The organism is Bradyrhizobium sp. CCBAU 45394, assembly GCF_028128655.1.
Classification (GTDB): Bacteria; Pseudomonadota; Alphaproteobacteria; order Rhizobiales; family Xanthobacteraceae; genus Bradyrhizobium; species Bradyrhizobium diazoefficiens.
The window spans coordinates 165,082-189,069 of record NZ_LBIX01000176.1 but is presented as its reverse complement, the minus strand read 5'-3'; the positions used below and the strand labels follow the sequence as shown (position 1 = coordinate 189,069).

The window sequence follows — 23,988 nt, the reverse complement described above, 5'->3', positions numbered from 1 at the left end:
CTGCTCAGTGAAAAAGACTGGTAAGCCAGGGACTTGTGTGACATCAAGTCACAAAACCCGGCTGAGCGTCGACCTCACCGTCAAATTGCCGGGAACAGAGCGGCCCGCGGCGTAAAATCGCCGGGATTAGCTCCCAACCCCAGCCCCCGCCGGCCCTGCGGTGACCTTTCCAGGCCAGCCGTGTCATAGTCGCCCGAACCGATTCGCCGCCCGCGCGGCCCTCAAAACACATCAAAATTCATGTCCAAGCAGTTGAAACCAAAAGCAAAAGACGACTTTTTCGGCGGCAACGAGCCGAAGCCCCGCGCCGCCGCCAAGGCGTCGCCACGCGCGGGCGGCGCGGAAGCCGACTACACCGCGGCCGACATCGAGGTGCTCGAAGGCCTGGAACCGGTGCGGCGCCGACCCGGCATGTATATCGGCGGAACTGACGAGAAGGCGCTGCATCACCTGTTCGCCGAAGTCATCGACAACTCGATGGACGAGGCGCTCGCCGGGCACGCGACCTTCATCGGCGTCGAGCTCAGCGCGGACGGCTTTCTCACCGTCACCGACAACGGCCGCGGCATCCCGATCGATCCGCACCCGAAGTTTCCGAAGAAGTCGGCGCTCGAAGTCATCATGTGCACACTGCATTCGGGCGGCAAGTTCGACAGCAAGGTCTACGAGACCTCGGGCGGCCTGCACGGCGTCGGCATCTCCGTCGTGAACGCCCTCTCCTCCCTTCTCGAGGTCGAGGTCGCGCGCAGCCAGAAACTCTACCGCATGACGTTCGAGCGCGGGCACCCCAAGGGCAAGCTCGAGGATCTCGGCAAGATCAACAACCGCCGCGGCACGCGCGTGCGCTTCAAGCCCGATACCGACATCTTCGGCGCCAAGGCCGCGTTCAAGCCGCAGCGCCTGTTCAAGATGACGCGTTCAAAGGCCTATCTGTTCGGCGGCGTCGAGATCCGCTGGAACTGCGCGCCCGAACTGCTCAAGGGCATCGACGACGTGCCGGCGGAAGCGACTTTCCACTTCCCCGGCGGCCTGAAGGATTATCTCGCCGCCGCGATCCACGCCGACACGCTGGTGCATCCCGACATCTTCTCCGGCAAGTCGGGCCGCAACGGCGCGCATGGCGCCTGCGAATGGGCGGTCGCCTGGACCGCGGATGCCGACGGCTTCCTCTCGTCCTACACCAACACGGTGCCGACGCCCGATGGCGGCACGCATGAATCCGGCCTGCGGAGCGCGCTGCTGCGCGGCCTGAAGGATCACGCCGAGCGCGTCGGCCAGGGCAAGCGCGCCTCGTCCATCACGTCGGAAGACGTGATGGTGGGTGCGGCGGTGATGCTCTCGGTGTTCGTGCGCGAGCCTGAATTCCAGGGCCAGACCAAGGATCGGCTCGCTACCGCCGAAGCGCAACGCATCGTCGAGCAGGCAATGAAGGATCCGTTCGACCATTGGCTGTCGGGCAATCCGAACCAGGCCAACAAGCTGCTCGACTTCGTGATCGACCGCGCCGAGGAGCGCCTGCGCCGCCGCCAGGAGAAGGAGACCGCGCGGAAAACCGCGGGCAAGAAGCTGCGCCTGCCCGGCAAGCTCGCCGACTGCAGCGACGCCGGCACCGAAGGTTCCGAACTGTTCATCGTCGAGGGCGACTCGGCCGGCGGCAGCGCCAAGCAGGCACGCGACCGCAAGACCCAGGCCGTGCTGCCGCTGCGCGGCAAGATCCTCAACGTCGCTTCTGCCGGCAAGGACAAGCTGACGGCGAACGCCCAGCTTTCCGACCTCGTGCAGGCGATCGGCTGCGGCACGCTCGCGCAATATCGCGAAGAGGATCTGCGCTATCAGCGCATCATCATCATGACCGACGCCGACGTCGACGGCGCCCATATCGCCTCGCTGCTGATCACCTTCTTCTACCGGCAGATGCCGCGGCTGATCGACGAGGGCCACCTCTTCCTCGCGGTGCCGCCGCTCTACAAGCTCACCCACGGCTCGAAGTCGGTCTACGCCCGCGATGACGCGCACAAGGAGGCGCTGATCAAGAGCGAGTTCAACGCCAACGCCAAGGTCGAGGTGAACCGCTTCAAAGGCCTCGGCGAAATGATGCCGGCGCAGCTCAAGGAGACCACCATGGATCCGGCCAAGCGGACCATGCTGAAGGTGGTCCTGCTGGCGGATGATCGCGACACCACCGCCGATTCGGTGGAACGTCTGATGGGCACCAAAGCCGAGGCGCGGTTTGCCTTCATTTCGGACAAGGCCGAATTCGCGAACGAGGATCTGCTCGACGTCTGACCTCGCGCGGTCCCGTCGAAAAGCCCCGGCTCAAGTCCGGGGCTTTTTCATTTGTGGAGACGATACCGCCCTCGTCCCGGCACTTCATGCCGGACGCCGCCGCTCCACGCCGCGCACCGGCCCGCGACTCGGCCCGCGACTCACCGGCACCAAGGCCGAGGCAGGACTACCTCCGCTTCGGACAAGGCTGAGTTTGCTAACGAAATCTTACCCGGGCCAGGAATTCGAAAATCCACATAACGCACTGAAATTACATCTCTTTTTGTAAGTCTAACGTCATCCTCCCCGGGGCCGGCCGGCGGGCGTTTTCCGGCGACTGTGCCTGCCACGCAACAGCATTTCGGCGGAAAGCGTCTATAGTCCGGGCATCAGATGACACGAACTTCAGTGCGCTCGCGCCTGCTACAGACCAAGGTTGGGGATTTTATCATGAAGAAGATTTTGCTGGCTCTGACCGCGGTTGCGGCGATGACCGGTTCGGCCTCGGCGGCTGATCTCGCGGCGCGTCCCTACGTGAAGGCTCCGATGGCGGCTCCGGTTGCCAACTGGACCGGCTTCTACATCTTCGGCGGTGGCGGCGGTGGCCTGTCGAACGCTGACCAGAGCGTGGTTGATACTGTCACGGGCACCCCGCTGACGATCACCCAACGCCAGGGTGGCTCGGGCTGGTTCGGCACCGTCGGTCTCGGCTACGACTGGCAGTTCAGCGGCACTTGGGTCGCCGGTGTGTTCGCCGACGGTCAGTTCGGCAGCATCCGCGCCACCATTCAGGATCCGATCTTCGGCATCACCGGCAACCAGAAGCTGGAAGACTCCTGGGCCGCGGGCGTTCGCCTCGGCTGGCTGGTCGCCCCGAACGTTCTCTCCTACGTCAATGGCGGTTACTCAGGCGCTCACTTCGGCCAGACCAACTTCACGGACCTCGCGGGCGTGCCCGTCGGCGCTCATCTCGCCAGCTACAACCGCAACGGCTGGTTCATCGGTGGCGGCGTCGAGAACAGCCTGAATATCTTCGGCATCACCTCGCCCGGCTGGTTCATGAAGACCGAATATCGCTCGGCCTTCTACAATGCCAAGACCCAGACCGAGCTGCTCGACGCCGGCAACGTTCCGCTGGTCAACAGCATCCGCGCCAACAGCTGGAACCAGACGGTTTCGACCTCGCTGGTCTACCGCTTCAACTGGACCGGCCCGGTCGTCGCCAAGTACTGATCCGAACGCAAGTTCAGACGTCAAAGCCCCGGCATCGTCCGGGGCTTTTTCGTTGCGGGAATGCCGGCGGCCGACGACCGCCTTCAGCGACTTGCAGGCGCAGGCGAGCTGACTTCGATCTCCGCCCGGTCCGTATTGGTGATCGCCCTACCCCGAGCAGCGCGCATCGCCGTGGCTCCCGCTTACGCCGGACGCTTGTGCGAGCGCCGCCGTTGTATCCGAACCGCAGCTACGGTTACTGTGCGCCCAAGTTTTCGTGGCCGCGGCAGTCGTTCATGCCTTAGGCCGCGGCGGAACCAGACCAACGGGGAGGAATGCATGCGCAGATTTCTGCTGATCGCAGGCCTGTTTGTCCTCGCCGTCGGGCTGCTCTGGATCGGACAGGGCACGGGCACCGTTCCCTGGCCGCGATCGAGCTTCATGGTCAACCAGCTGCAATGGGCCGGCTATGGTGCTGCCATGGCCGGGTTCGGGCTGGTCCTGATCTGGCAAAGCAACCAATAGAAGAAACCAGGAAGTGAAAGCATGACATCCAGCCGGTTCGATCTCCGCGGCAAGGTCGCGATCGTCACAGGAGGCAATGGCGGCATCGGGCTCGGCCTCGCGCACGGGCTCGCCGATGCCGGCGCCAATATCGCCGTGGTCGGGCGCAACGAAACCAAGTCGGCCACCGCCGTTGCCGATCTCAGACAGCGCGGCGTGAAGGCAATCGCCGTCACCACCGACGTGACCGACCAGGCGGCGGTCGCAGCCATGATCGACCGCGTCGTCAAGGAGTTCGGCCGCATCGACATCCTCATCAACAATGCCGGCATGAGCATCCGCAAGCCGCCGCACGAGCTCGAGCTCGACGAGTGGAACAAGGTGATCGATACCAACCTCACCAGCGCCTTCGTGTGCTCGAAGCTGGCCTATCCGGCGCTGAAGGCGTCCGGCAACGGCAAGGTGATCAACATCGGCTCGATGATGTCGATCTTCGGCGCCAGCTTCGCGACGGCTTACGCGGCGAGCAAGGGCGGCATCGTGCAATACACGCGCGCCTGCGCCAATGCCTGGGCGCCCGACAACATCCAGGTCAACGCCATCCTGCCGGGCTGGATCGACACCGACCTCACCCGCGGCGCGCGGCAGCAGGTGTCGGGCCTGCACGAGCGCGTGCTGGCGCGGACGCCTGCGGGGCGCTGGGGCGAGATCGACGACTTCGCCGGCATCGCGGTGTTCCTCGCCTCACCCGCCTCGAACTTCGTCACGGGCACCGCGATCCCCGTTGACGGCGGGTTCTCGGTGATGGCCTAAGACGCACGCTCGCTGCACGAAAAAAAGAGCCCCGGCAATGCCGGGGCTTTGAATTTGTCAGTGATCGTCTTTTTTGCTGCTTGGTCGTTCGTTGCTCAGTAGCGCGCGATGGCCGGCGCGTCGAACTTGTAGCTCGCGCGCACGACGGCCCACTGGATGTCGCGCGGCTTGGCATCGAAGGTGTAGTTGCCCGCGAGGCCGCCGAGCTGATAGGTCTGGCTGCCGAAGGCCGCGTAGTTGTACTCGAGGCCGACGATCCAGTTGCGGGTGACGCCGTATTCCCAGCCGGCGCCGACGGTCCAGCCATTGGCCCAGTGAGTCTGGCCGCCTGTAGCCGTCACAACGGGGTCGGTGACCGAGAGCCGATTGTTGACGCCCGCGTAGCCGCCCTTGATGTAGAAGAGGTTGTTCTGCACGGCAAAGCCCGCGCGACCGACGACCGTCGTCAGCACATTGGCACGCCAGGAGAACACGTCGTTCGCCGGGGCGAACGCGGTGTTCACGACGGTGCCCTTATTGTCGAGGCCGGAGATGGTGCCTTCCATGCCGAACACATAGTTGTTGGCCTGCCAGTTGTAGCCGATCTGGGCGCCGCCCATGATGCCGGAGCCGCGCTGACGATAACCCTCTCCCGGGAGCAAATCGCCGAACGCCGCGCCCGTCCCGTTGTTGATGAACTGCTCGTTGGTCCAGGCGCCACCGATGTGGCCGCCGACATAGAAACCGGTCCAGTTGAACAGCGGCTCGACATAGGCGGGCGCCTTCGTGTAGCGCGCACCGAGATCGGCGGCGGCAGCGCCGGTCGAAACCAGCGCGGTCGTGCAGGCGAAGGCGGCAATCAATTTTTTACGCATGGTACACCCCGTGTCCTTTGATGGGCGCACGCTCACATGCAGGTCTTACTCAAATTTGAATCAACAAAGTTAAGACGCCGGATTGGCAGGTTGCGGTGCTTGAATCCGTCTGCGCTGTTGCACGCCCGCAACGCGCCGCGCGCGATTTAACGCGAAATTATCCCTACCCGATTACAGCGCTACGATGCCGGCGCGGCCTTGGACTGAACGTGCTCGGGCCGCACGCCGAGCGCGATCAGGCGCGCCGGGATGCCCTGGAGCCATGGCAGCGCGGTGATCAGGCGCACGATCAGCGGCACCTTCAACGGCCGGTCGCCGCCCTGCAGGGCGCCGCTGATGATGTTGTTCTGCACGATCACCTGCATGGCTTGCGTCATCTTCACCGGGAACTCGCGCCGGCGGCGCACGGCGTCGAGCTCATCCTCGGACGGGCAGCCGTGCTGAAGCTTGTCCGCGAGCAGGTTGGCGGTCGCGACCGCATCCTGCACGGCGAGATTGACGCCGACGCCGCCGACCGGCGACATCGCATGCGCGGCGTCGCCGATGAGAAGCAGGCCCGGCCGCGTCCAGCGCGCCAGGCGGTTGATCGCGACGGTGAGCAGCTTGATGTCGTCGAAGCTCTTCACGTCGGCAATGCCGCTTCGGAGGATCGGCGCCATGCGCACGACGTCGTCGAGCAGCGCCTGCAATCCCCTCGCCTTCACCGCATCGTGCTGCCCCTTGGCGATGACGTAGGCGCATTGCCAATAGTCGCCGCGGTCGAAGGTGATCATCATCTTGCCGGGCTCGACGCGAGCGAACACACTTTCCGTCTCGTCCGCCTTGCGGCCGGCGCGAAACCACAGCACGTCCATCGGTGCGCCGATTTCCACGACCTCGAGACCGGCGCGCTCGCGCACCGTCGAATGCCGGCCGTCGCAGGCGATGGTGAGATCCGCCTCGATGTCGATCGGTCCCTCCGGCGTCTTTGCCCGCACGCCGGCGAACGTCTCACCGCGGCGGATCAGGTCGACGGCTTCCGTGTTCATCATCACCCTGAGCGAGGCGAAGCGCTTGCCGGCCTCGCGCAGGAAGTTCAGGAAGTCCCATTGCGGCATGAAGGCGATGAACGGGTACTTCGTGTTCAGCCGGCTCAGATCGGCGATGCGCACCGGCGTACCGCCGAACAGGCCGTCCATCTTCTGCAAGCGCTGGTGCGGCAGCTTCAGGAAACCGTCGATCAGGCCGAGCTCATCCATCACCTGGAGCGTCGATGGATGCACGGTGTCGCCGCGAAAGTCGCGAAAGAAATCCGCATGCTTCTCCAGCACCACGACGTCGATGCCCGCGCGCCCCAGGAGATAGCCGAGCATCATGCCGGCGGGTCCGCCGCCGACGATGCAACACCGGACTTTTACGGAGGAACTCGGGTTCAAGGCCGCCCCTCATTTACGACTTAAGTTTTCTGTGCGGTGCAGCAAGCAAGTTTAATTTGCCGCAGCTGTGAATGCCCGTTAGCGTTGCAACGAATTTCGATTTCTTTCAGGAAATTGCGGTGCGGACTATCCTCATACTGCTCGGCGTCTGGATCCTGATCAACGTGCTTTTCGTCGTGATCATGATCCCGCCGCGGAAGTCGCATCGGCGGCAGACCGGCACGCTTGCGCCGGTGCCCATCGACCAGAACGGCTATCCGTTCGAGGAGCCGGAGAAGCTCCTGCTTCGCCACGTCATCATTTCGATCGCGATGGGCGCGCTCTTCTCGCTCGCTCCCCCCTTGATCGAAGCCGTCGAGTCCATCAAGCGCCGCATCAGGAAGCGCCGCGCGTAGCGGCGTTGGACGCCGCCTGCGCGACACCTCAGTTGTTGCTGCGGTTCGCCGCGCGAAAACTCTTGATCTCCGATACGCTGCCGTCGCGATAGGTCAGCTCCACCGAGACGAACTGCGTGGCCGGAGCGAGCTTCATGTAGAGCGGCATGCCGGCGGTGATCGCGCTGGGGTCGCGCATGTCACACCCCGGCATCTTCAGCACCTGGTTGGGTACCGCGGTGTCGATGCCGATGCGCACCTCGCGGATGGCGCAGCGGTAGGACACAAGGTGCGTGTAGTAGACGAGCAGCCCGTTGAACTCGCGGAATGACAGCCAGCTCGTCGCGGTCATGTCGAGGATCTTGCGCTGGTCGCGGATCAGCGCGGCCTCGGGATCGAACCTGATCGGGAACGGGCCCTGCATGTCGCCCGACTGATCGACATAGCGGACCTCGATGGTGCCGGCCTGTGCATCCGGCGGCAATTCGATCGACGGGTTCGGCATCCGCTTGCGCGTGCGCGGATCGAGCGTGTCGATGAATCCGGTCTCGCGGAAATCGCCATTGCCGGCCATGCGCCAGGAAATGCCGAGCGTCGGATCGGCGAAGGAGAACACCACGCTCCAGCCGCCATTGTGGCGCGAGAAGCTCGCGATCGGCGCGTTGGTGGTTTCCTCCTTCTGCACGCGCGGCACCGACACCGGCGGCAGCGCCGCAAGCTTCTGCGCCGGCGGATCGGCCGGCCGCGCAGCCGCGTCTTTCGCGATACCGCTCAAGAAGACGTCGTCGACCATCTGGTCGAAATAGACCGGCACCTGCCTGTGCTTGACGGTGTCGGCCATCTCGCTGACGAGACGGCGGGTGCGCTGCGCCACCTGCACGAGGTTCTCGCCGGGTTGCAGCAGCTCCTTGGCGAAGGTGCGCGTGAACACCGAATTGGGATCGGCGTCGTCGTTGGAGAGGCGATCGAGCGCGGTCTGGCGGGGACCGGCCGAGAACACGGAGAACACGCCTTCGGGCAGCTGCATCATCGGCGCGAGCCCGCCGCCGCCGGCGACCGCGCGGGTCCCTTTGCGCTCGAACGGATTGTTGCGGCAAGCGTCGAACACCAGGATCGAGGTCCGCGCCTTCTTGTTTTGAAGGCGCTCGACGATGCGGTCCGCCAGGATGGAGGCGTCGCGCACCAGCTCTTCCTGCCCTTCCGTCGCCGCCGGCACGTCGGTCGGCAGCAGGTAGTTCTGGCCCGCGATCTCGAAACCGTGGCCGGCATAGAAAAAGAAGGCGGTGTCGCCGGGCTCGATCGCCCGGTCGAACGCGAGCAGCGTCTCGGAGAATTGCTGCCGGCTCTGGTTCTCCGCGACCATCACCGAGAAGCCGAGCTGCTTCAGCGTGTCGCCCATGGTGCGGGCGTCGTTGACCGCCTTGAGCAGTTTCGGGACGTTCCTGTAGTCGTTGTTGCCGACGACGAGCGCGACGCGCTTCTCGGCACAAGCAGGAAGCGCGAAGCCGCCAAGGCTCGCCGCGAGGCCAAGGGTCACCAGAATTCTGAAAAGCCGACGCGTCATCGAAAAATTCCCGTTGCAGGACGGCTTACCGCCGGCGCCCCTCGTACAGTCCATTGTCGACCTTCGGCCGTTGTTGTCATAGTCGGTCCAGCCATAGCGGCGGTTCAACCGGCACAGCCACCGGTTCCATCGTCTGGGCCTATGGCAAGAACAGCTGGAATCTGCTTTCTCTTAGGCGCAATTCCGTTCGCGGACGAGGGGCTATCGTGTATCGCTGGTGCACTGACGAGGTCGAGCCGCAGGAGCGCTTCGACTATTGGCGCGAGGTGCGCGCCAAGGGCCTGTTCGGCGTCACCGCCGAGCTCGAGCGCGAACGGCGCGCGGACTTCTTCGGCGAATTCTCACTGCGCCAGCTCGGCGCTGGCGGTCTCGTCGAGCTGAAGGCCTCGCACTACACGGTCGAGCGCAGCACCTCGGACATCGCCTACACACCCGGCGACAGCATCTGCGTCTATCAGCAGCTCGGCAGCGGCGGCTGGTTCGGCGGCATGCGCGGATCCGACTTCGCGATCGCCAATGGCAGCTTCGCCACCAGCCATACCGACCTGCCCTATCGCACCGCGCCACTCGGCGCCGGGGGCTTCCACCTGCGCATCCTGAAGATCCCGGTGAGCCGCATCCCGGCGCAGGACAGGCGCATCCGCGAACTCACGCCGAAGACCTTCAATGACCATGCGCTGGCGCCCCTGCTCGCGGCCTGCTTTGCCGATCTCGGCGAGGCCGCCGCTGGCGATGACAGTGCTGCCGATGCGACCTCCCTTGTCCAGACCTCCTTGGTTCAAGCGCTGGCCCATCTGGCGCTGATCGAGCGCGGCATCGTGCGCCCCGGCAGCCGGCTCGGACAGGCTGCGCTGCGGACCGCCCGTCTCTCGCAGGCGCGGCGCCTGATCGCGCGCCACCTGCAAAACCCGGACCTGGCGCCGTCGATGGTGGCCGACCTGCTCGGCGTTTCCGTGCGTCACCTGCACATGCTGTTCGAAGCCGCGGAGAAAAGCTTCTCGCAGACCGTGACCAACGAGCGCCTGAAGAGAAGCCGCCGCCTGCTGCGCGAGGCGCCGGAGCGGTTGATCGCCGACATCGCGACCTCCTGCGGCTTCGAGAGCCTGGCGACCTATTACCGGGTCTTCAACGCCGCCTATGGCATGGCCCCCGGCGACTTCCGGGCCCGGGTCCCAGAGGGGCATTAGGCGCCGCCTCCGCCCGGCCAATGGCCGAGGCGAAAAACCCCAGCCGGGCCCGCTATTTGGGTAAAACCTCAGGGTTTTTAGGGCCTTCCCGCGCCTGCTCCATTGACTTTGGCCAATTCCCGCCTATGTTCCGGGGCGACGCAGCTCGGATCGAAGAGCGATTCCTGAGCCTTGCGCTTTGTTCGCGTGAGTCAGCACCCCCAGCTTCCTAGAGAGCGCGCCGTTTCGGGGTGGAACGCGACCAGCCTTATTACCCTCGATTCCGAACGGCGGTTTCGACCAGAGGCTCAATGTCCTTTTCAAATCTCGGACTATCCGAAAAAGTCCTCGCCGCAGTGGCGGCCACCGGTTACACCACCCCCACCCCCATTCAGGAACAGGCGATCCCTCACGTCCTCGCACGCAAGGACGTCCTCGGCATCGCCCAGACCGGCACCGGCAAGACCGCGGCCTTCGTGCTGCCGATGCTCACCATCCTCGAAAAGGGCAGAGCCCGGGCGCGCATGCCGCGCACCCTGATCCTGGAGCCAACCCGCGAGCTCGCGGCACAGGTCAAAGAGAATTTTGATCGCTACGGCGCCGGCCAGAAGCTCAACGTCGCCCTGCTGATCGGCGGCGTCTCGTTCGGCGACCAGGATGCCAAGCTGACGCGCGGTGTCGACGTGCTGATCGCAACCCCGGGCCGCCTGCTCGACCACACCGAGCGCGGCGGCCTGCTGCTCACCGGCGTGGAACTGCTCGTCATCGACGAAGCCGACCGCATGCTGGACATGGGCTTCATTCCCGACATCGAGCGCATCTGCAAGCTCGTCCCGTTCACGCGGCAGACCCTGTTCTTCACCGCGACCATGCCGCCGGAAATCCGGCGCATCACCGAGACCTTCCTGCACAACCCGCAGAAGGTCGAAGTCTCCAAGCCCGCCACCACCGCCGTCACCGTCACGCAGTCCCAGGTCCCGGCCGGGCGCGAGGCGCATGAAAAGCGCGAACTGCTCCGCCGCCTGCTGCGCGAGGCGAAGGATCTCAAGAACGCGATCATCTTCTGCAATCGCAAGCGCGAAGTCGCGATCGTTCACAAATCGCTCCAGAAGCACGGCTTCAGCGTCGGCGCGCTGCACGGCGACATGGACCAGCCGGCCCGCATGGCCGCACTCGAGCAGTTCCGCAAGGGTGAGCTGCCGTTGCTGGTCGCCTCCGACGTCGCCGCCCGCGGCCTCGACATCCCCGAGGTCAGCCACGTCTTCAATTTCGACGTCCCTCACCATCCCGACGACTACGTCCATCGCGTCGGCCGCACCGGCCGCGCCGGCCGCAGCGGTACGGCGATCTCGATCGTCACGCCGCTCGACCAGAAGTCGATGGTTGCGATCGAAAAGCTGATCGGCCAGAGCATTCCGCGCGCTGAAGGCGACTACGAAGTCCACGCAGAAGCCGGCGATGCGACCGACCGTCCGCGCGAGCAGCGCGGCCGCGAACGTTCACGCGGCGGACGCGGCAAGCCGCAACGCGGCCGCGACCGTGAGCGCAGCCACGAGCCGCGCGAGGCGCGGCCTTCAGCCGAAGCACGCCCCGCCCCCGAGGCGAGGCCCGCACGCGAGCCGAGACCTCCGCGCGAAGCCAGGCCATCACCCGAGCCGCGTCACGGCTCGCGCCCGCAGGCCAATGCGTCGCATGTGCCGTCGATCGGCCGTCCCGAACCGCGCCGCCAGCGCGAGGCCGACACCGAGCCGGGCGATCATTCCCACCTTCCGGCGTTTCTGTTGCGCCCGGTCCGCTCCCCCGCCGGCGCCTGAAGCGCGACGCGTTTCAGGTTGGTTGAGACAGAGCGCCGCACACGTTTTCAGACGCATTCGTGAACGTATATTTACGGGTCGTTCACGATCGTCCGTTAGCCTACGAACATAATTTAAGCATTGCTGCGGTCGACGATGCATTGGCCGCCGTGGGGTATGTTCCGTGGTCAAGGTGCTCGACGAACACGAACGCACGATAGCGTTCGCCGAGGTGGCGCTCGGTCAGATTCGATCGCTTCGGCAGACAGCAATTCCCCGCAATTACGAGATCTGGTACGTCTACGCGACCGGCTACAACGCACCGCTCAACAAGATCATCAACGAGACGCTGGCCCGCCACGGCAAGCTGACCGAAGCCGATCTCGAGCAGATCTACGAGACCTATCTCTCCCACATCAAGACCACCGACCGCATCGACAAGGTCGGCGCGCGCGTCATCGGCGAGATCGATGACGTGATGAAGGTTCTCGGCGATGCGCTCGGCATGACCGGCTCCTACGACGCCGGCCTGTCGGACGCGACCGAAAGGCTGTCGTCGGCCAAGAGCCGCGAGCAGATCAAGGCGATCGTCGAGACGCTGGTGCGCTCGACCAGCGAGATGCGCGAGACCAACAAGGCGCTGGAAGACCGGCTGACGCTGTCCAGGAACGAGATCAGCAATCTCCAGCAGAGCCTGGAGGCGATCCGTGCCGAGAGCCTGACCGACCCGCTCACGGGCCTCGGCAACCGCAAATATTTCGATCGCATGATCGGCATGGCCGTTCAGAGTGCGCTCGCATCAGGCGAGCCGCTGTCGCTGCTGCTGTTCGACATCGACCACTTCAAGTCGTTCAACGATTCCTACGGCCATCTCACCGGCGACCAGGTGCTGCGCCTGGTCGGTCTGTCCATGAAGCAGACCATCAAGGGCCAGGACATCACCGCGCGCTATGGCGGCGAGGAGTTCGCCGTCCTGCTGCCCAACACCGCGCTGCGCCAGGCCCTCACGGTCGCCGACCACATCCGCCGCGCCGTGATGGCGAAGGAGTTGAAGAAGAAGTCCACCGGCGAGATTCTCGGCCGCGTCACCATCTCCGTCGGCGTCTCCATGCTCAAGCCGGGCGACGACACCGACGCGCTGATCGAACGCGCCGATGCCTGCCTCTACGCCGCCAAGCGCAACGGCCGCAACCGCGTGATCTGCGAAGCGGATCCGGAATTCGCGGTGGAGACGCACAGCCGGGTGGCGTGACGGAAGCACCGCGCTGAACCGCGCGCGCTTGACATTCTTTCCTGACGGGCGACATCTTCCGCGCTGGCTCAACGCGCCTGACGCGAGGACATGTCGTCTTGCCCAACCCTCATGATTTCCACACGCCGCAACCGTCCTACACCAGGGACGAGCTGCTGAGGTCGAGCGAAGGCGGCTATTTCGGTCCCGGCAATGCGCAATTGCCGGCACCGCCGATGCTGATGATGGACCGCATCTCCGAGATCAGCCTGGACGGCGGCGAGTTCGGCAAGGGCCATATCGTCGGCGAGCTCGACATTGTACCGGGCCATTGGTTCTTCGACTGCCACTTTCGCGGCGATCCGCTGATGCCGTCCTCTCTCGGGCTCGACGCCATGTGGCAGATGATCGGCTATTGGCTCGGCTGGTCGGGCTCACCGGGCAAAGGCCGCGCCATCGGCGTCGGCGAGGTGGAATGTACGGGCGAGATCACACCGACCGCGCAACGCGTGCGCTACGAGGTCGCCATGCGCATGGTCCGGCGCGGCAAGCTGGTGCTCGGAATTGCCGACGGCCGGATGCTTGCCGATGGCGCCTGCGTCTTCACGGCCAAGGATATGCGGGTAGGCCTGACCAAAGCGGTGGAGTGAAGTCGTGTAGGGGTGGGCAAAGGCGCGCAGCGCCGTGCCTACCATGTCTCTCCGCACCAGCACCTCAACGGTGGGCACGCTTCGCTTTGCCCACCCCACGAACCGCTTTCTTGATTGGCCGCTTCCTCGCAACGGGCTTCTTCGGCGCGACCTTCTTCGACGCCTTCTTGCCCTTGGGTCGCTTCTTCACCTTGGCGCGCTGGGCGGCGGCGAGCGCCGCCCTCGCCCATTGCGCAAGCTCCTGGGAATCGTCGAACAAGCGCGCGGGCAGCTCCCAGTAGGAGTTGACCGTCACGGTCTTGGCGCGGGTCGAGTACTGGAACGGCTTTGAGCCTTCTGTCTCGAAGTCCGGGATGGTCACTTCGTCGGCACGCAAGAACAGACCCGCGCGCAGGGCGAGCGCGAAGTTGGTGCCGTCGGCGGAGATGCCGTAGCCGGAGAACATCTTGCGGATGGTGACGGGGCCGAAATCGGCGAACAGGTCGATCAGGAATTCGCGGTCCATGGCCCCCCTCTCCTCATCGTCGTCCTGGCCTAGTGCGCAATTGCGCACGGGAGCCAGGACCCATTACCCCAGGGAGGAGTTTAGCGAAGACTCGAAGTCACGCTACGCGGCACCGGCACTTCCCACAATCGAGAGATCACGCGGTATGGGTCCTGGCTTTCGCCAGGACGACGGCGGAGTGAAACGAGAGAGCCGGGCCTACCCGTCGATCTTGGCCGGCCGCAGCTCGACCGATTCGCCGCAGCCGCAGGCGGAGACCTGGTTGGGGTTGTTGAAGACGAACTGGGCCTGCATCTTGTCGGCCTTGTAGTCCATCTCGGTGCCGAGCAGGAACAGGACGGCCTTGGGATCGACCAGGATCTTGACGCCCTTGTCCTCGACGACCTCGTCGGTCGGGCGGACATCATGGGCGTACTCGACGGTGTAGGACTGACCGGCGCAGCCGCCGTTCTTCACACCGACGCGCAGGCCGACGATCTCGGAATCGGCGCGCTGGGTCAGCTCGCTGATGCGCTGGGCGGCGGCATCCGTCAGCCGCATCACCTGCGGGCGCGGCCGCCGCGGCTTCGGAGTGGAGGATGCTGGTGTTGCCTGTGTCATGTCAGTGATGTGGTCCGTTGCGGAGCAAATTCAATGCCAGGAATGAAAAGCAGAACGTACGCGTCACCACATGTTGAGCACGAGGCGGGCCTCGTCGCTCATGCGTTCGGGCGTCCAGGGCGGCTCCCAGACGACCTTGACGTCGACCACGCCGACGCCGGGGACGCTGGCGACCGCATTTTCGACCATGGTCGGCAACTCGCCGGCAGCGGGGCAGTTCGGCGTCGTCAGCGTCATCTGAACGTCGACGGAGCGGTCGTCCTTGATCTCGACCTTGTAGATCAGGCCGAGCTCGTAGATGTCGGCCGGAATCTCCGGATCGAACACGGTCTTGAGGCCCGCGATGATCTCGGTGGTCAGCCGCTCGGTTTCCTCCGGCGGCAGCGCCGACCGGGTTTCCATCGGATTGGCTTTGATTTCGGCCGTGTCACTCATGCGAACAAATCCCGCGCCTTCAAAAGCGCCTGTGCCAGATGATCGACTTCTTCCCGCGTATTATACATGCCGAACGAGGCCCGGCATGTAGCCGTCACGTTGAACCGCTCTAAAAGCGGCATCACGCAATGGGTGCCGGCGCGCACCGCGATGCCCTGGCGGTCGATCACGGTGGCGACGTCGTGGGCATGCGCGCCCTTGAGCTCGAAGGAGATCACCGGGCCCTTGCCGCGGGCGGTGCCGATCAGCCGCAGCGAGTTGATCTCGCGCAGCTTCTCCTGGGCGTAGGTGACGAGATCGTGCTCGTGCGCGGCGATGCGCTCCTTGCCGATCGAATTGACGTAGTCGATCGCGGCGCCAAGGCCGACGGCCTCGACGATCGCGGGTGTGCCGGCCTCGAACTTGTGCGGGGGATCGCCGTAGGTGACGACATCGCGCGAGACCTCGCGGATCATCTCGCCGCCGCCGTTATAGGGGCGCATCGCGACGAGATGGTCGTACTTGGCCCAGAGCACGCCGATGCCGGTCGGGCCGTAGACCTTGTGGCCGGTGAAGACGTAGAAGTCGCAGCCGAGATCCTGGACATCGACGGGCATATGCACCGCGCCCTGGCTGCCGTCGACCAGCACGGGGATGCCGCGGGCGCGGGCGATCTTCACGACGTCCTTGATCGGGACGATGGTACCGAGCGCGTTCGACATCTGCGTGATCGCAACCAGCTTGGTCTTCGCCGTCAGGAGCTTCTCGAACTCCTCGATGAGGAAATTGCCCTCGTCGTCGACCGGCGACCATTTGATCACCGCGCCCTGTCTTTCCCTGAGGAAATGCCAGGGCACGATGTTGGAGTGGTGCTCCATGATCGAGATGACGATCTCGTCGCCCTCATTGATGTTCGGCCCGCCCCAGGACGAGGCGACCAGGTTGATGGCCTCCGTCGCGTTGCGGGTGAAGATCACCTCTTCGGTGCGGCCGGCGTTGATGAACTGCGCGACCTTGGTGCGGCCGCCCTCATAGGCTTCGGTCGCGGCGTTGGCGAGGTAATGCAGGCCGCGATGCACGTTGGCGTATTCGCTCGTATAGGCCTGCGTCATGCGGTCGAGCACGACTTGCGGCTTCTGCGCGGAGGCGGCGTTGTCGAGATAGACCAGCGGTTTGCCGTAGACCTGCATGGCCAGCGCCGGGAAATCCTGGCGGACGCGGGCGACGTCGTAGGAGCCGTTCCTGACTGCCGGATGCGTGCTCATGACCGCCGCTCCAGCCAGCGCTCGGCAATGCCGATCACGTGCTCGCGCAAGCCGTCATCGGCGATCTGCTCGATCGCCTCGCCCACGAAGGCCTGGATCAGCAGCGCCTGGGCCTGCTTCTCAGGCAGGCCGCGCGCCTTCAGATAGAACAGCAGGCTGTCGTCCAGCGCGCCGGCGGTGGCGCCGTGGCCGCAGGAGACGTCGTCGGCAAAGATCTCGAGCTCGGGCTTGTTGTCGGCCTCGGCTTCGTCCGAGAGCAGCAGCGCCCGCGTCATCATCTTGCCGTCGGTCTTCTGCGCGTCGGGACGGACGATGATGCGGCCCTGGAACACCGAATGGGCGCGGTCGTCGATCACGGCGCGGAAGATCTCGCGGCTGACGCAATTCGGCACGGCATGGTCCACCACCAGCGTGGTGTCGCCATGCTCGGTCTTCTGCAACAGGTTCACGCCATTGATCGCGAGATCGCTGCCCTCGCCCGCCAGCGTGATGAAGCCCTGGAGGCGGCTGACGGCGGCGCCGCTGGTCATGTTGAAGAAATTGACCTTGGTGTTGGCGCCGACGGTGACGAATTGCGAGGTGATGTTCACCGCGTCAGGCGCGTCGTCCATCAGGCGGATATGCGCGACGTCGGCGTTGTCGCCGATCGTCACGATCACGGCGTCGCTGACCTGGTAGGCCTTTGCACCGGCCGCAACGAAGCTTTCGATGATGGTGGCGCGCGCGCCATTCCCGACCGCGACCTGCGAGCGGGTGAAGGCCGAAGCGGAAGCCGCAGTCGCGATATGAATGATCTGGATCGGCGCGGACAGCTGCGCGCCATCGGCAATCGACAGCACGACGCCGTCGGTCGCCAGCGCTGCGTTCAGCGCGATCACGGCGTCGGTGGACGCCGTCTTCAGGAGAGCGGCATCCTTCTCCAGCGTCTCCCGGAGCGTCTTGAAGCCTACCTCGGAGGCAAGCGCCTTGACGTCGGAAAGGTCGGCCGCGAACACGCCATCGACCAGCACCAGCTTGCGCGCGCCTTCGATCGCGTGCGCCTTCACGGCGTCCGCAGCGCGTTTCAGCGCGGCCGCATCGGGCGCAGCCGCAAGCGGCAACACCTCGCCGACCAGCGCGCGCAGGTCGGTGTATTTCCATTCCTCGATCCGGCGGTGCGGCAGGCCGAGACGCTCATAGGTCTCGAACGCCTCGCGGCGCACTGCTACGACCGCCGGCGAACCAGGCAGGCGGCCTTCGGCGCTGGCGAAGAGATCGCTCACCGCGCGGCCGTTTCCGGTCTTTGCCACAGCAACGTTCATCTCCAACAATCCTTACGCGTCCTCGAACTGGGCGTAGCCGGAATCTTCCAGCTCCAGCGCCAGCTCCTTGCCGCCGCTCTTCACGACGCGGCCCTTCGACATCACGTGCACGAAATCAGGCACGATGTAGTTCAGCAGCCGCTGATAATGGGTGATGACGACCATCGCGCGCTTGGGCGCGCGCAGCGCGTTGACGCCGTCGGCCGCAATCCGCAGCGCGTCGATGTCGAGGCCGGAATCCATCTCGTCGAGAATGCACAGGCTCGGCTCGAACAGCGCCATCTGAAGCACCTCGTTGCGCTTCTTCTCGCCGCCGGAGAAGCCGACATTGACGCCGCGCTTGAGCATGTCCTGCGGGATGTTCAGCGACTTCGAGACTTCGCGGACCTTCTTCAGGAAGTCCGGGGTCGAATATTCGCTCTCGCCGCGCGCCTTGCGCTGCGCGTTCAGCGCGGTGCGCAGGAAGGTCATGGTGGCGACGCCGGGGATTTCCACCGGATACTGGAACGCCAGGAACACGCCCTTCGCGGCGCGCTCGTCCGGGGCCATCTCCAGGAGGTCCTCGCCCTTGAACAGGATCTGGCCGCCGGTGACTTCATAACCGGGCTTGCCGGCGATGACGTGGGAGAGCGTCGACTTGCCGGAGCCGTTCGGCCCCATGATCGCGTGCACCTCGCCTTCGTTCACGGTCAGCGTCAGCCCGTGGAGGATCTCACGCTCCTCGACGCGAACCTGCAGGTCTTTCACTTCAAGCAAAGCCATTTTGGTGTCCAGTCTATTCAAATGATGCATGGAGCGCCGAAGCGCACCGCGAGGGTCGGTGTTAACCGACCGACCCTTCCAGCGAGATCGAGATCAGCTTCTGCGCTTCCACCGCGAACTCCATCGGGAGCTGCTGGAGCACGTCCTTGACGAAGCCGTTGACGACGAGGCCGACGGCTTCCTCTTGCGAAAGGCCGCGCTGGATGCAGTAGAACAGCACGTCCTCGGAGATCTTCGAGGTCGTGGCCTCGTGCTCGAACGTCGCCGAGGAGTTCTTCGCCTCGATATACGGCACGGTGTGCGCGCCGCATTTGTCGCCGATCAGCAGCGAATCGCAGGCCGTGAAGTTGCGCGCGCCGGTGGCTTTCCGGTGCGCGGTCACGAGGCCGCGATAGGTGTTCTGCGATTTGCCCGCCGCGATGCCCTTGGAGATGATGCGGCTCGATGTGTTCTTGCCGAGATGGATCATCTTGGTGCCCGAATCGACCTGCTGGAAGCCGTTCGAGATCGCGATCGAGTAGAATTCGCCGCTGGAATTGTCGCCGCGCAGGATGCAGCTCGGATATTTCCAGGTGATGGCGGAGCCGGTCTCGACCTGGGTCCAGGAGATCTTGGAGCGGTCGCCGCGGCAGTCGCCACGCTTGGTGACGAAATTGTAGATGCCGCCCTTGCCTTCCGAATTGCCGGGATACCAGTTCTGCACCGTCGAATATTTGATCTCGGCGTCATCGTGCGCGACGAGCTCGACCACGGCGGCATGCAGCTGGTTCTCGTCGCGCTGCGGCGCGGTGCAGCCCTCGAGATAGGAGACGTAGGAGCCCTTGTCGGCGATGATCAGCGTGCGCTCGAACTGGCCGGTGTTGCGCTCGTTGATGCGGAAATAGGTCGACAGCTCCATCGGGCAGCGCACGCCCGGCGGCACGTAGACGAACGAGCCGTCGGAGAACACCGCCGAGTTCAGCGTCGCGTAGAAATTGTCTGAGGTCGGAACCACCGAGCCGAGATACTTTTGCACCAGCTCGGGATGCTCGCGGATCGCCTCCGAGATCGGCATGAAGATCACGCCGGCCTTCTTCAGCTCCGCCTTGAAGGTGGTGGCGACCGAGACCGAATCGAACACCGCATCGACCGCGATCTTGCGCCGGGCCGGGTCTTCCTCGCCCACCTTCGGCTCGACGCCTTCGAGCATGGCGACTTCCCGCAGGGGAATGCCGAGCTTCTCGTAGGTCTTCAGGATCTCCGGATCGATCTCGTCGAGCGAGGTGATCGACTTCTTCGGCTTCGGCGCCGAATAGTAATAGAGGTCCTGGAAATCGATCTTGGGATAGTCGACGCGCGCCCAGGTCGGCTCGGTCATGGTCAGCCAGCGCCGATAGGCCTCGAGCCGCCACCGGAGCATCCAGGCGGGTTCGTTCTTCTTTTCGGAGATGAACTTGACGGTCTCTTCCGACAACCCCTTGGGGGCCTTGTCGGACTCGATCAGGGTCTCAAACCCATAACGATACTGATCGACGTCGATGCGCTTCACGCGCTCGACCGTCTCTTGCACGGCTGGCATTCTATCCTCCGCTCGCGGTTTCAAGGACCGCGGTGGATCAAACTCGAACGAGTATTACGATGTTTTCTGGCCGAAAGCACGCGCTTAGAACCATTCAAGCCGTGTTTCGTCGCTTAGTCTCTAAGTAGGGTATTACCGAGCTTTCGCCAAGCCTCTAACGCCCTATTGATGTCGTCCGGTTCTGTAGACCAGCCCAGACTGAGGCGCACCGCTCCCTGGGCCACGGCTGGATCGAATCCCATGGCGGACAGCACGTGGGACGGCTGGACCTTGCCCGAGGAACAGGCGGAGCCGGAGGAAACAGCGATGCCTTCGAGGTCGAAGCCGATCACCGCGGTTTCGGCCTTCAGGCCGTGGGCGGTGAACAGAATGGTATTTGGTAACCGCTCGGTGTCGTCAGAGAAGATCGTCGCTCCAGCAATCGCCCGGATGCCATTTTCCAAGCGATCTCTGAGGCTTGCCATCCGCTTTGCATCCTCCGGAAAAGCCTGAAGCGCAGTCTTCACGGCCGCGCCGAAGCCGGCAATGCCCGCGACATTCTCGGTTCCCGCGCGCCGGTTCAGCTCCTGCCCGCCGCCGCGCAGCACCGGCTCCAGGCCAGCGAGCCCTTCGGCCTCGACCAGCGCCCCGATGCCCTTGGGACCGCCGATCTTGTGTGCAGAAAACGTCGCAAGGTCCGCACCTACCGCATTAATATTGAACGGAATTTTGCCCAGCGCCTGGATCGCGTCGACATGCAGGAGGCCCCCGGCCTCGTGAACGATCCGGGCGGCTTCCGCAACCGGCTGGAGCGCGCCGGTCTCGTTGTTGGCCGCCATGATCGAGACCAGCGCCGGCGGGCCGTCCTTCAGCAGCGCCCTGAGGTGGTCGAGATCGACCACGCCGGCGCGGGTCACGTTGATATGACCGACCTTGTCCGCCGGGAACCGGCCACCCGCCAGCACCGAGGCATGCTCAACGGCGGAGACCAGAAGCCGCTCGACCGGGCCGCCGGATGGCCCCCGCAGACCGGGCGACAGCGCCAGCGCATTGGCCTCGGTTCCAGCGGAGGTGAAGACGACGTTCCGCGGCAACGCCCCCACCGCCGCGGCAAGCGTGACGCGAGCCTCCTCGACCAGCCGCCGCGCCTGTCGCCCCTCGGCATGAACCGAGGACGGATTGCCGATCAGGTCGAAGGCAGCGACCATCGCCGCCCGCGCCTCGGGGCGCAGCGGCGTGGTCGCATTCCAGTCGAGATAGACGCGGCTTGGCATGGCGCCCTCTTAGCACCTTTTATCATCGCGCCAATCGCGAGCCGTCGCAGATCAGGCCGGCTGTTGCCGCGCAATCCCCGCCGCGGAACGGGACTCCATTCGCAATCCGAACAGCGGCCGTAGCCAGGCGATCCGGCGCGCGATCTCGTAGCTGACCAAACACGTGAGCGCGGTACCGGCAATCACGATCACGGCCTCGCTTCCGGCTGACAGCCCGCTGTCCCGCAGCGCGTGCGCAATCACGATAATCGCGGTCTGATGTACGATGTAATAGGGAAAGATCGCATCGGTCAGATAGCGGCGCACGGGGCTGTCGGCCGTCAAATGGCGTCGGGCAAAGCCGAGCACCGCCGCCATCGCCAGCCATTGGTAGCAGCCATAGACCGAGCCGGCGAACCAGCTCAGCATCGGCGACCGCGGGAACAAGCCGGCATAAACGAGGGCGGAGGCGGCGAAGCAGGCGGCTGCAAGCGTCAGCGCCACCCACCGTTGCCGCTCGATGTCGCGCCAGATGCTGTTCTCGCGCGCGAGCAGGAAGCCGATCAGAAACGCGGTCGCATAGTCTGCGTGATTGTACCAGTCGCCGAACAGCGCATGGGTCGACGGGAAGATTGGCGAGAGAAACAGCCGCCAAGCTGCAAACAGCAGGCACGGCAGCAACAGCAGCCATGGTCCGGCGAGCGCGGCCGCCACCCTCTCGCCGATCCAATCCGCGGCTGCCGGCCACAACGCCAGCACGCCGACCAAGACCATGGTGTAGATCCAGAGATAGACCACGAACCAGAGATGGTTCCAGGTCGGCTGTACGATGCAGGGGTTCGGACAGAATTGCGAGCTGAACGCGAGGTAGTGCCGGATGTAAAAATCGACGAAGCCTTCTGGATAGCCGAGGCTCTCGACGATCTGGAGGTAGGATTGCGGCGGCACGATCACGAGCACGCCGAAGATCAGCGGGATCAAGAGCCGCGCCGACCGCGCGCGGGCGAAGGCGGCGAGCCGGTACTTTCCCAGCATGAAGCGGCTGGCGACCCCGGAGACCAGGAACAGCAACGACAGCCGCCAGGGATTGAGGAATAGCATTACGGGCTCGAGCCAGGTCAGCCGATGCAGGCTCTTGATGTGAAATCCCCACGACACGTAGAGCATGCCGACGTGGTAGAAGATCAACAGCCCGAAGGCTAAAATCCGCACCCAATCCAGATCGATGCGCCGTTCCGAGATCGAAATTTGCTGCGGTGTTGACATGGTGTTCTGCTCCTTCACGGGACGACAAACGCGGTTTTCGGGCCATGGCTGACGGCCAAAATGCCCCCGAAACGAAGCGCGTCGAGACGGTTTGGGATCAGGACCGGGCGCGCGGGGACGAGGCGTCGGCGCCCGGGACAAGCGGTTGGCGCGGCGGGATCAGCGGCGGCGATTGGACGATTTTCGGTGCGATCGCGGCCGTCGCGTTCGCCATCGGAATCGTCAATGCACTCTCCGGCGCGCAGGACGCCGCCTGGCGCGGCGACAGCTATGACATTGGCCGGCGACTGTTCTGGGAACTGTCGAGCATCATCGTCATCCTGCTGCTGCTGCCGATCCTGGTGCTGGCCGTCCGGCGCATGCGCCAGCCACGGGGGCTGGCGATACGCATCGGAATCGCTGCGGTCGCCCTGCTCGGCTTCTCGGCCCTCCACATCACCGGAATGGTCTGGGTCCGGAAGCTCGCGCTCGGGCTCGCGGGAAGCGCCTACGACTTCCATTTCTCGCTCGCGGTGATCCTGTACGAGTTCCGCAAGGATGCCGTGACCGCTTCGCTGCTCGGAGCAACACTCTGGCTGATCGAAAGCCGACGAGAGCTGAGGAAGGCCGCGCGCGCGGCGATGTTTATGCCTGCCGCTCCACTGGAGCAGCCGCCCCCCGGTTTGATCTGGCTCCGGGACGGCGCCAGCCGTATTCGCGTCGCACCGCGCGACATCCTGTGGGTCGCCTCCGCCGGCAATTACATCGAATACAGCCTCGCCGACGGCACCCAGCGCCTGATCCGCGGCACGCTCGCCGCGACCGAAAGCGACCTCGCCCGCTTCGCCATCGTGCGCGTTCACCGGACAAGGCTCGCCAATCTCGACCGGGTGCGTGGCGTGGAGTTCAAGCCGTCAGGGGATTTCGAGCTCACCTTCGACACCGGGCAGACGCTGGGAGGCAGCCGCCGCTACCGGCCCGCGGTCGCCTCGCTCGGAGACCGCACCGCCTTGCGTGAATCGCCTCCGGAGGCGCCCGACAGCCGATAAACAATCGTGATTCCAATTGGTTGTCGGCGCAATGGCGCTCCTCGTCATCACCTTGTTCGATCTCGGCCGCTGTTGGCGTGACATGCGGACGACAGGTTAAGCTCTTGAGCCCATTGCGATATGTCGAAGATGCTTGCTTTTTGACCCACGCCTCATGTTAGAACGCGCGCGTCAGTTCACCGCGCGCCGCTCGCGCATCATCCGAGGGCGCCACCG

At 64.7% G+C, this 23,988-nt stretch carries 22 protein-coding genes; 10 read left to right on the top strand and 12 right to left on the bottom strand.

What is annotated here, in order from left to right; translation table 11 throughout:
• Positions 1-240 precede the first annotated feature (240 nt).
• The 4 genes from parE (at position 241) to WN73_RS38245 (ending at position 4,794) form a co-directional block, all read left to right on the top strand.
• Positions 241-2,286 (top strand): DNA topoisomerase IV subunit B, encoded by a 2,046-nt coding sequence (gene parE, locus WN73_RS38260; protein ID WP_011087127.1) that lies wholly within the window; start codon positions 241-243, stop codon positions 2,284-2,286.
• Positions 2,287-2,715: 429 nt separating this feature from the next.
• A complete protein-coding gene (locus tag WN73_RS38255) occupies positions 2,716-3,498 on the top strand; it encodes an outer membrane protein (RefSeq protein WP_038967111.1) in 783 nt (260 codons plus the stop codon).
• A gap of 318 nt (positions 3,499-3,816) precedes the next feature.
• Positions 3,817-4,002, top strand: a complete 186-nt coding sequence (locus tag WN73_RS38250) for a hypothetical protein (protein WP_027542625.1) — start codon at positions 3,817-3,819, stop codon at positions 4,000-4,002.
• A gap of 21 nt (positions 4,003-4,023) precedes the next feature.
• On the top strand, positions 4,024-4,794 hold the full coding sequence (locus WN73_RS38245; protein WP_060911855.1) for an SDR family NAD(P)-dependent oxidoreductase: 771 nt from the start codon (positions 4,024-4,026) through the stop codon (positions 4,792-4,794).
• 95 nt (positions 4,795-4,889) lie between these two features.
• On the opposite strand, the gene WN73_RS38240 is transcribed toward WN73_RS38245, so the two are convergent.
• Together WN73_RS38240 and WN73_RS38235 are read right to left on the bottom strand one after the other, a co-directional pair.
• Entirely contained in the window at positions 4,890-5,648 is a 759-nt protein-coding gene (locus WN73_RS38240; protein WP_271557372.1) for an outer membrane protein, read from the bottom strand.
• Positions 5,649-5,827: 179 nt separating this feature from the next.
• Positions 5,828-7,063, bottom strand: a complete 1,236-nt coding sequence (locus WN73_RS38235; protein ID WP_074076985.1) for an FAD-dependent oxidoreductase — start codon at positions 7,061-7,063, stop codon at positions 5,828-5,830.
• A 119-nt stretch (positions 7,064-7,182) separates the two neighbouring features.
• Here WN73_RS38235 and WN73_RS38230 point away from each other — a divergent pair, with 119 nt between their 5' ends.
• Positions 7,183-7,458, top strand: coding sequence for a hypothetical protein (locus WN73_RS38230; protein WP_028171274.1), 276 nt, complete (start codon positions 7,183-7,185; stop codon positions 7,456-7,458).
• Between the two features lie 28 nt (positions 7,459-7,486).
• Here the strand turns inward: WN73_RS38230 and WN73_RS38225 are convergent, their stop codons facing one another.
• Positions 7,487-9,001, bottom strand: coding sequence for a caspase family protein (locus tag WN73_RS38225; protein ID WP_271557368.1), 1,515 nt, complete (start codon positions 8,999-9,001; stop codon positions 7,487-7,489).
• A gap of 206 nt (positions 9,002-9,207) precedes the next feature.
• Here WN73_RS38225 and WN73_RS38220 point away from each other — a divergent pair, with 206 nt between their 5' ends.
• The 4 genes from WN73_RS38220 (at position 9,208) to fabA (ending at position 13,841) form a co-directional block, all read left to right on the top strand.
• Entirely contained in the window at positions 9,208-10,188 is a 981-nt protein-coding gene (locus tag WN73_RS38220; RefSeq protein ID WP_271557366.1) for a helix-turn-helix domain-containing protein, read from the top strand.
• Positions 10,189-10,478: 290 nt separating this feature from the next.
• Positions 10,479-11,981: a DEAD/DEAH box helicase gene (locus WN73_RS38215; RefSeq protein ID WP_038967106.1), complete on the top strand. Its 1,503-nt coding sequence runs from the start codon at positions 10,479-10,481 to the stop codon at positions 11,979-11,981.
• 163 nt (positions 11,982-12,144) lie between these two features.
• Positions 12,145-13,212 (top strand): GGDEF domain-containing protein, encoded by a 1,068-nt coding sequence (locus WN73_RS38210; RefSeq protein WP_271557363.1) that lies wholly within the window; start codon positions 12,145-12,147, stop codon positions 13,210-13,212.
• 98 nt (positions 13,213-13,310) lie between these two features.
• Positions 13,311-13,841: a bifunctional 3-hydroxydecanoyl-ACP dehydratase/trans-2-decenoyl-ACP isomerase gene (gene fabA, locus WN73_RS38205; RefSeq protein ID WP_271557361.1), complete on the top strand. Its 531-nt coding sequence runs from the start codon at positions 13,311-13,313 to the stop codon at positions 13,839-13,841.
• 64 nt (positions 13,842-13,905) lie between these two features.
• Here the strand turns inward: fabA and WN73_RS38200 are convergent, their stop codons facing one another.
• From WN73_RS38200 to WN73_RS38160, 9 genes are all read right to left on the bottom strand, one after another.
• The gene (locus tag WN73_RS38200; protein ID WP_271557359.1) at positions 13,906-14,346 is read right to left on the bottom strand and encodes a TfoX/Sxy family protein; all 441 of its coding nucleotides are present in this window, start codon (positions 14,344-14,346) and stop codon (positions 13,906-13,908) included.
• 198 nt (positions 14,347-14,544) lie between these two features.
• Positions 14,545-14,886, bottom strand: a complete 342-nt coding sequence (locus WN73_RS38195) for a HesB/IscA family protein (protein WP_014495548.1) — start codon at positions 14,884-14,886, stop codon at positions 14,545-14,547.
• Between the two features lie 123 nt (positions 14,887-15,009).
• The gene (locus tag WN73_RS38190) at positions 15,010-15,381 is read right to left on the bottom strand and encodes an SUF system Fe-S cluster assembly protein (RefSeq protein ID WP_011087115.1); all 372 of its coding nucleotides are present in this window, start codon (positions 15,379-15,381) and stop codon (positions 15,010-15,012) included.
• The gene (locus WN73_RS38185; RefSeq protein ID WP_271557357.1) at positions 15,378-16,625 is read right to left on the bottom strand and encodes a cysteine desulfurase; all 1,248 of its coding nucleotides are present in this window, start codon (positions 16,623-16,625) and stop codon (positions 15,378-15,380) included. The genes WN73_RS38190 and WN73_RS38185 overlap by 4 nt, the downstream gene beginning before the upstream one ends.
• A complete protein-coding gene (gene sufD, locus WN73_RS38180) occupies positions 16,622-17,926 on the bottom strand; it encodes a Fe-S cluster assembly protein SufD (protein WP_271557355.1) in 1,305 nt (434 codons plus the stop codon). Before sufD ends, WN73_RS38185 begins: the two co-directional genes overlap by 4 nt.
• Positions 17,927-17,938: 12 nt before the next feature.
• Entirely contained in the window at positions 17,939-18,688 is a 750-nt protein-coding gene (sufC, locus tag WN73_RS38175; protein WP_028171266.1) for a Fe-S cluster assembly ATPase SufC, read from the bottom strand.
• 61 nt (positions 18,689-18,749) lie between these two features.
• Positions 18,750-20,246, bottom strand: coding sequence for a Fe-S cluster assembly protein SufB (gene sufB, locus WN73_RS38170; protein WP_271557350.1), 1,497 nt, complete (start codon positions 20,244-20,246; stop codon positions 18,750-18,752).
• Between the two features lie 113 nt (positions 20,247-20,359).
• Complete coding sequence (locus WN73_RS38165; protein ID WP_271557348.1) at positions 20,360-21,499, bottom strand: cysteine desulfurase family protein; 1,140 nt, start codon at positions 21,497-21,499, stop codon at positions 20,360-20,362.
• Positions 21,500-21,550: 51 nt separating this feature from the next.
• Positions 21,551-22,744 carry an acyltransferase family protein gene (locus WN73_RS38160; RefSeq protein WP_271557346.1) on the bottom strand — a complete coding sequence of 398 codons (1,194 nt, stop codon included), beginning with the start codon at positions 22,742-22,744 and terminating at the stop codon, positions 21,551-21,553.
• A 44-nt stretch (positions 22,745-22,788) separates the two neighbouring features.
• On the opposite strand from WN73_RS38160, the gene WN73_RS38155 reads away from it, so the two are divergent.
• The gene (locus tag WN73_RS38155) at positions 22,789-23,772 is read left to right on the top strand and encodes a LytTR family DNA-binding domain-containing protein (RefSeq protein ID WP_271557344.1); all 984 of its coding nucleotides are present in this window, start codon (positions 22,789-22,791) and stop codon (positions 23,770-23,772) included.
• Positions 23,773-23,988: the final 216 nt, after the last annotated feature.

Excerpts from the sequence above, each read along its gene's own strand:
- WN73_RS38165 (WP_271557348.1), bottom strand. The coding sequence starts at position 21,499 with ATGCCAAGCCGCGTCTATCTCGACTGGAATGCGACCACGCCGCTGCGC.
- WN73_RS38245 (WP_060911855.1), top strand. The coding sequence starts at position 4,024 with ATGACATCCAGCCGGTTCGATCTCCGCGGCAAGGTCGCGATCGTCACA.
- WN73_RS38200 (WP_271557359.1), bottom strand. The coding sequence starts at position 14,346 with ATGGACCGCGAATTCCTGATCGACCTGTTCGCCGATTTCGGCCCCGTC.
- sufB (WP_271557350.1), bottom strand. The coding sequence starts at position 20,246 with ATGCCAGCCGTGCAAGAGACGGTCGAGCGCGTGAAGCGCATCGACGTC.
- WN73_RS38225 (WP_271557368.1), bottom strand. The coding sequence starts at position 9,001 with ATGACGCGTCGGCTTTTCAGAATTCTGGTGACCCTTGGCCTCGCGGCG.
- WN73_RS38160 (WP_271557346.1), bottom strand. The coding sequence starts at position 22,744 with ATGTCAACACCGCAGCAAATTTCGATCTCGGAACGGCGCATCGATCTG.
- WN73_RS38155 (WP_271557344.1), top strand. The coding sequence starts at position 22,789 with ATGGCTGACGGCCAAAATGCCCCCGAAACGAAGCGCGTCGAGACGGTT.
- sufC (WP_028171266.1), bottom strand. The coding sequence starts at position 18,688 with ATGGCTTTGCTTGAAGTGAAAGACCTGCAGGTTCGCGTCGAGGAGCGT.
- sufD (WP_271557355.1), bottom strand. The coding sequence starts at position 17,926 with ATGAACGTTGCTGTGGCAAAGACCGGAAACGGCCGCGCGGTGAGCGAT.
- WN73_RS38250 (WP_027542625.1), top strand. The coding sequence starts at position 3,817 with ATGCGCAGATTTCTGCTGATCGCAGGCCTGTTTGTCCTCGCCGTCGGG.
- WN73_RS38185 (WP_271557357.1), bottom strand. The coding sequence starts at position 16,625 with ATGAGCACGCATCCGGCAGTCAGGAACGGCTCCTACGACGTCGCCCGC.
- WN73_RS38255 (WP_038967111.1), top strand. The coding sequence starts at position 2,716 with ATGAAGAAGATTTTGCTGGCTCTGACCGCGGTTGCGGCGATGACCGGT.
- WN73_RS38195 (WP_014495548.1), bottom strand. The coding sequence starts at position 14,886 with ATGCGGCTGACGGATGCCGCCGCCCAGCGCATCAGCGAGCTGACCCAG.
- WN73_RS38240 (WP_271557372.1), bottom strand. The coding sequence starts at position 5,648 with ATGCGTAAAAAATTGATTGCCGCCTTCGCCTGCACGACCGCGCTGGTT.
- WN73_RS38215 (WP_038967106.1), top strand. The coding sequence starts at position 10,479 with ATGTCCTTTTCAAATCTCGGACTATCCGAAAAAGTCCTCGCCGCAGTG.
- parE (WP_011087127.1), top strand. The coding sequence starts at position 241 with ATGTCCAAGCAGTTGAAACCAAAAGCAAAAGACGACTTTTTCGGCGGC.
- WN73_RS38190 (WP_011087115.1), bottom strand. The coding sequence starts at position 15,381 with ATGAGTGACACGGCCGAAATCAAAGCCAATCCGATGGAAACCCGGTCG.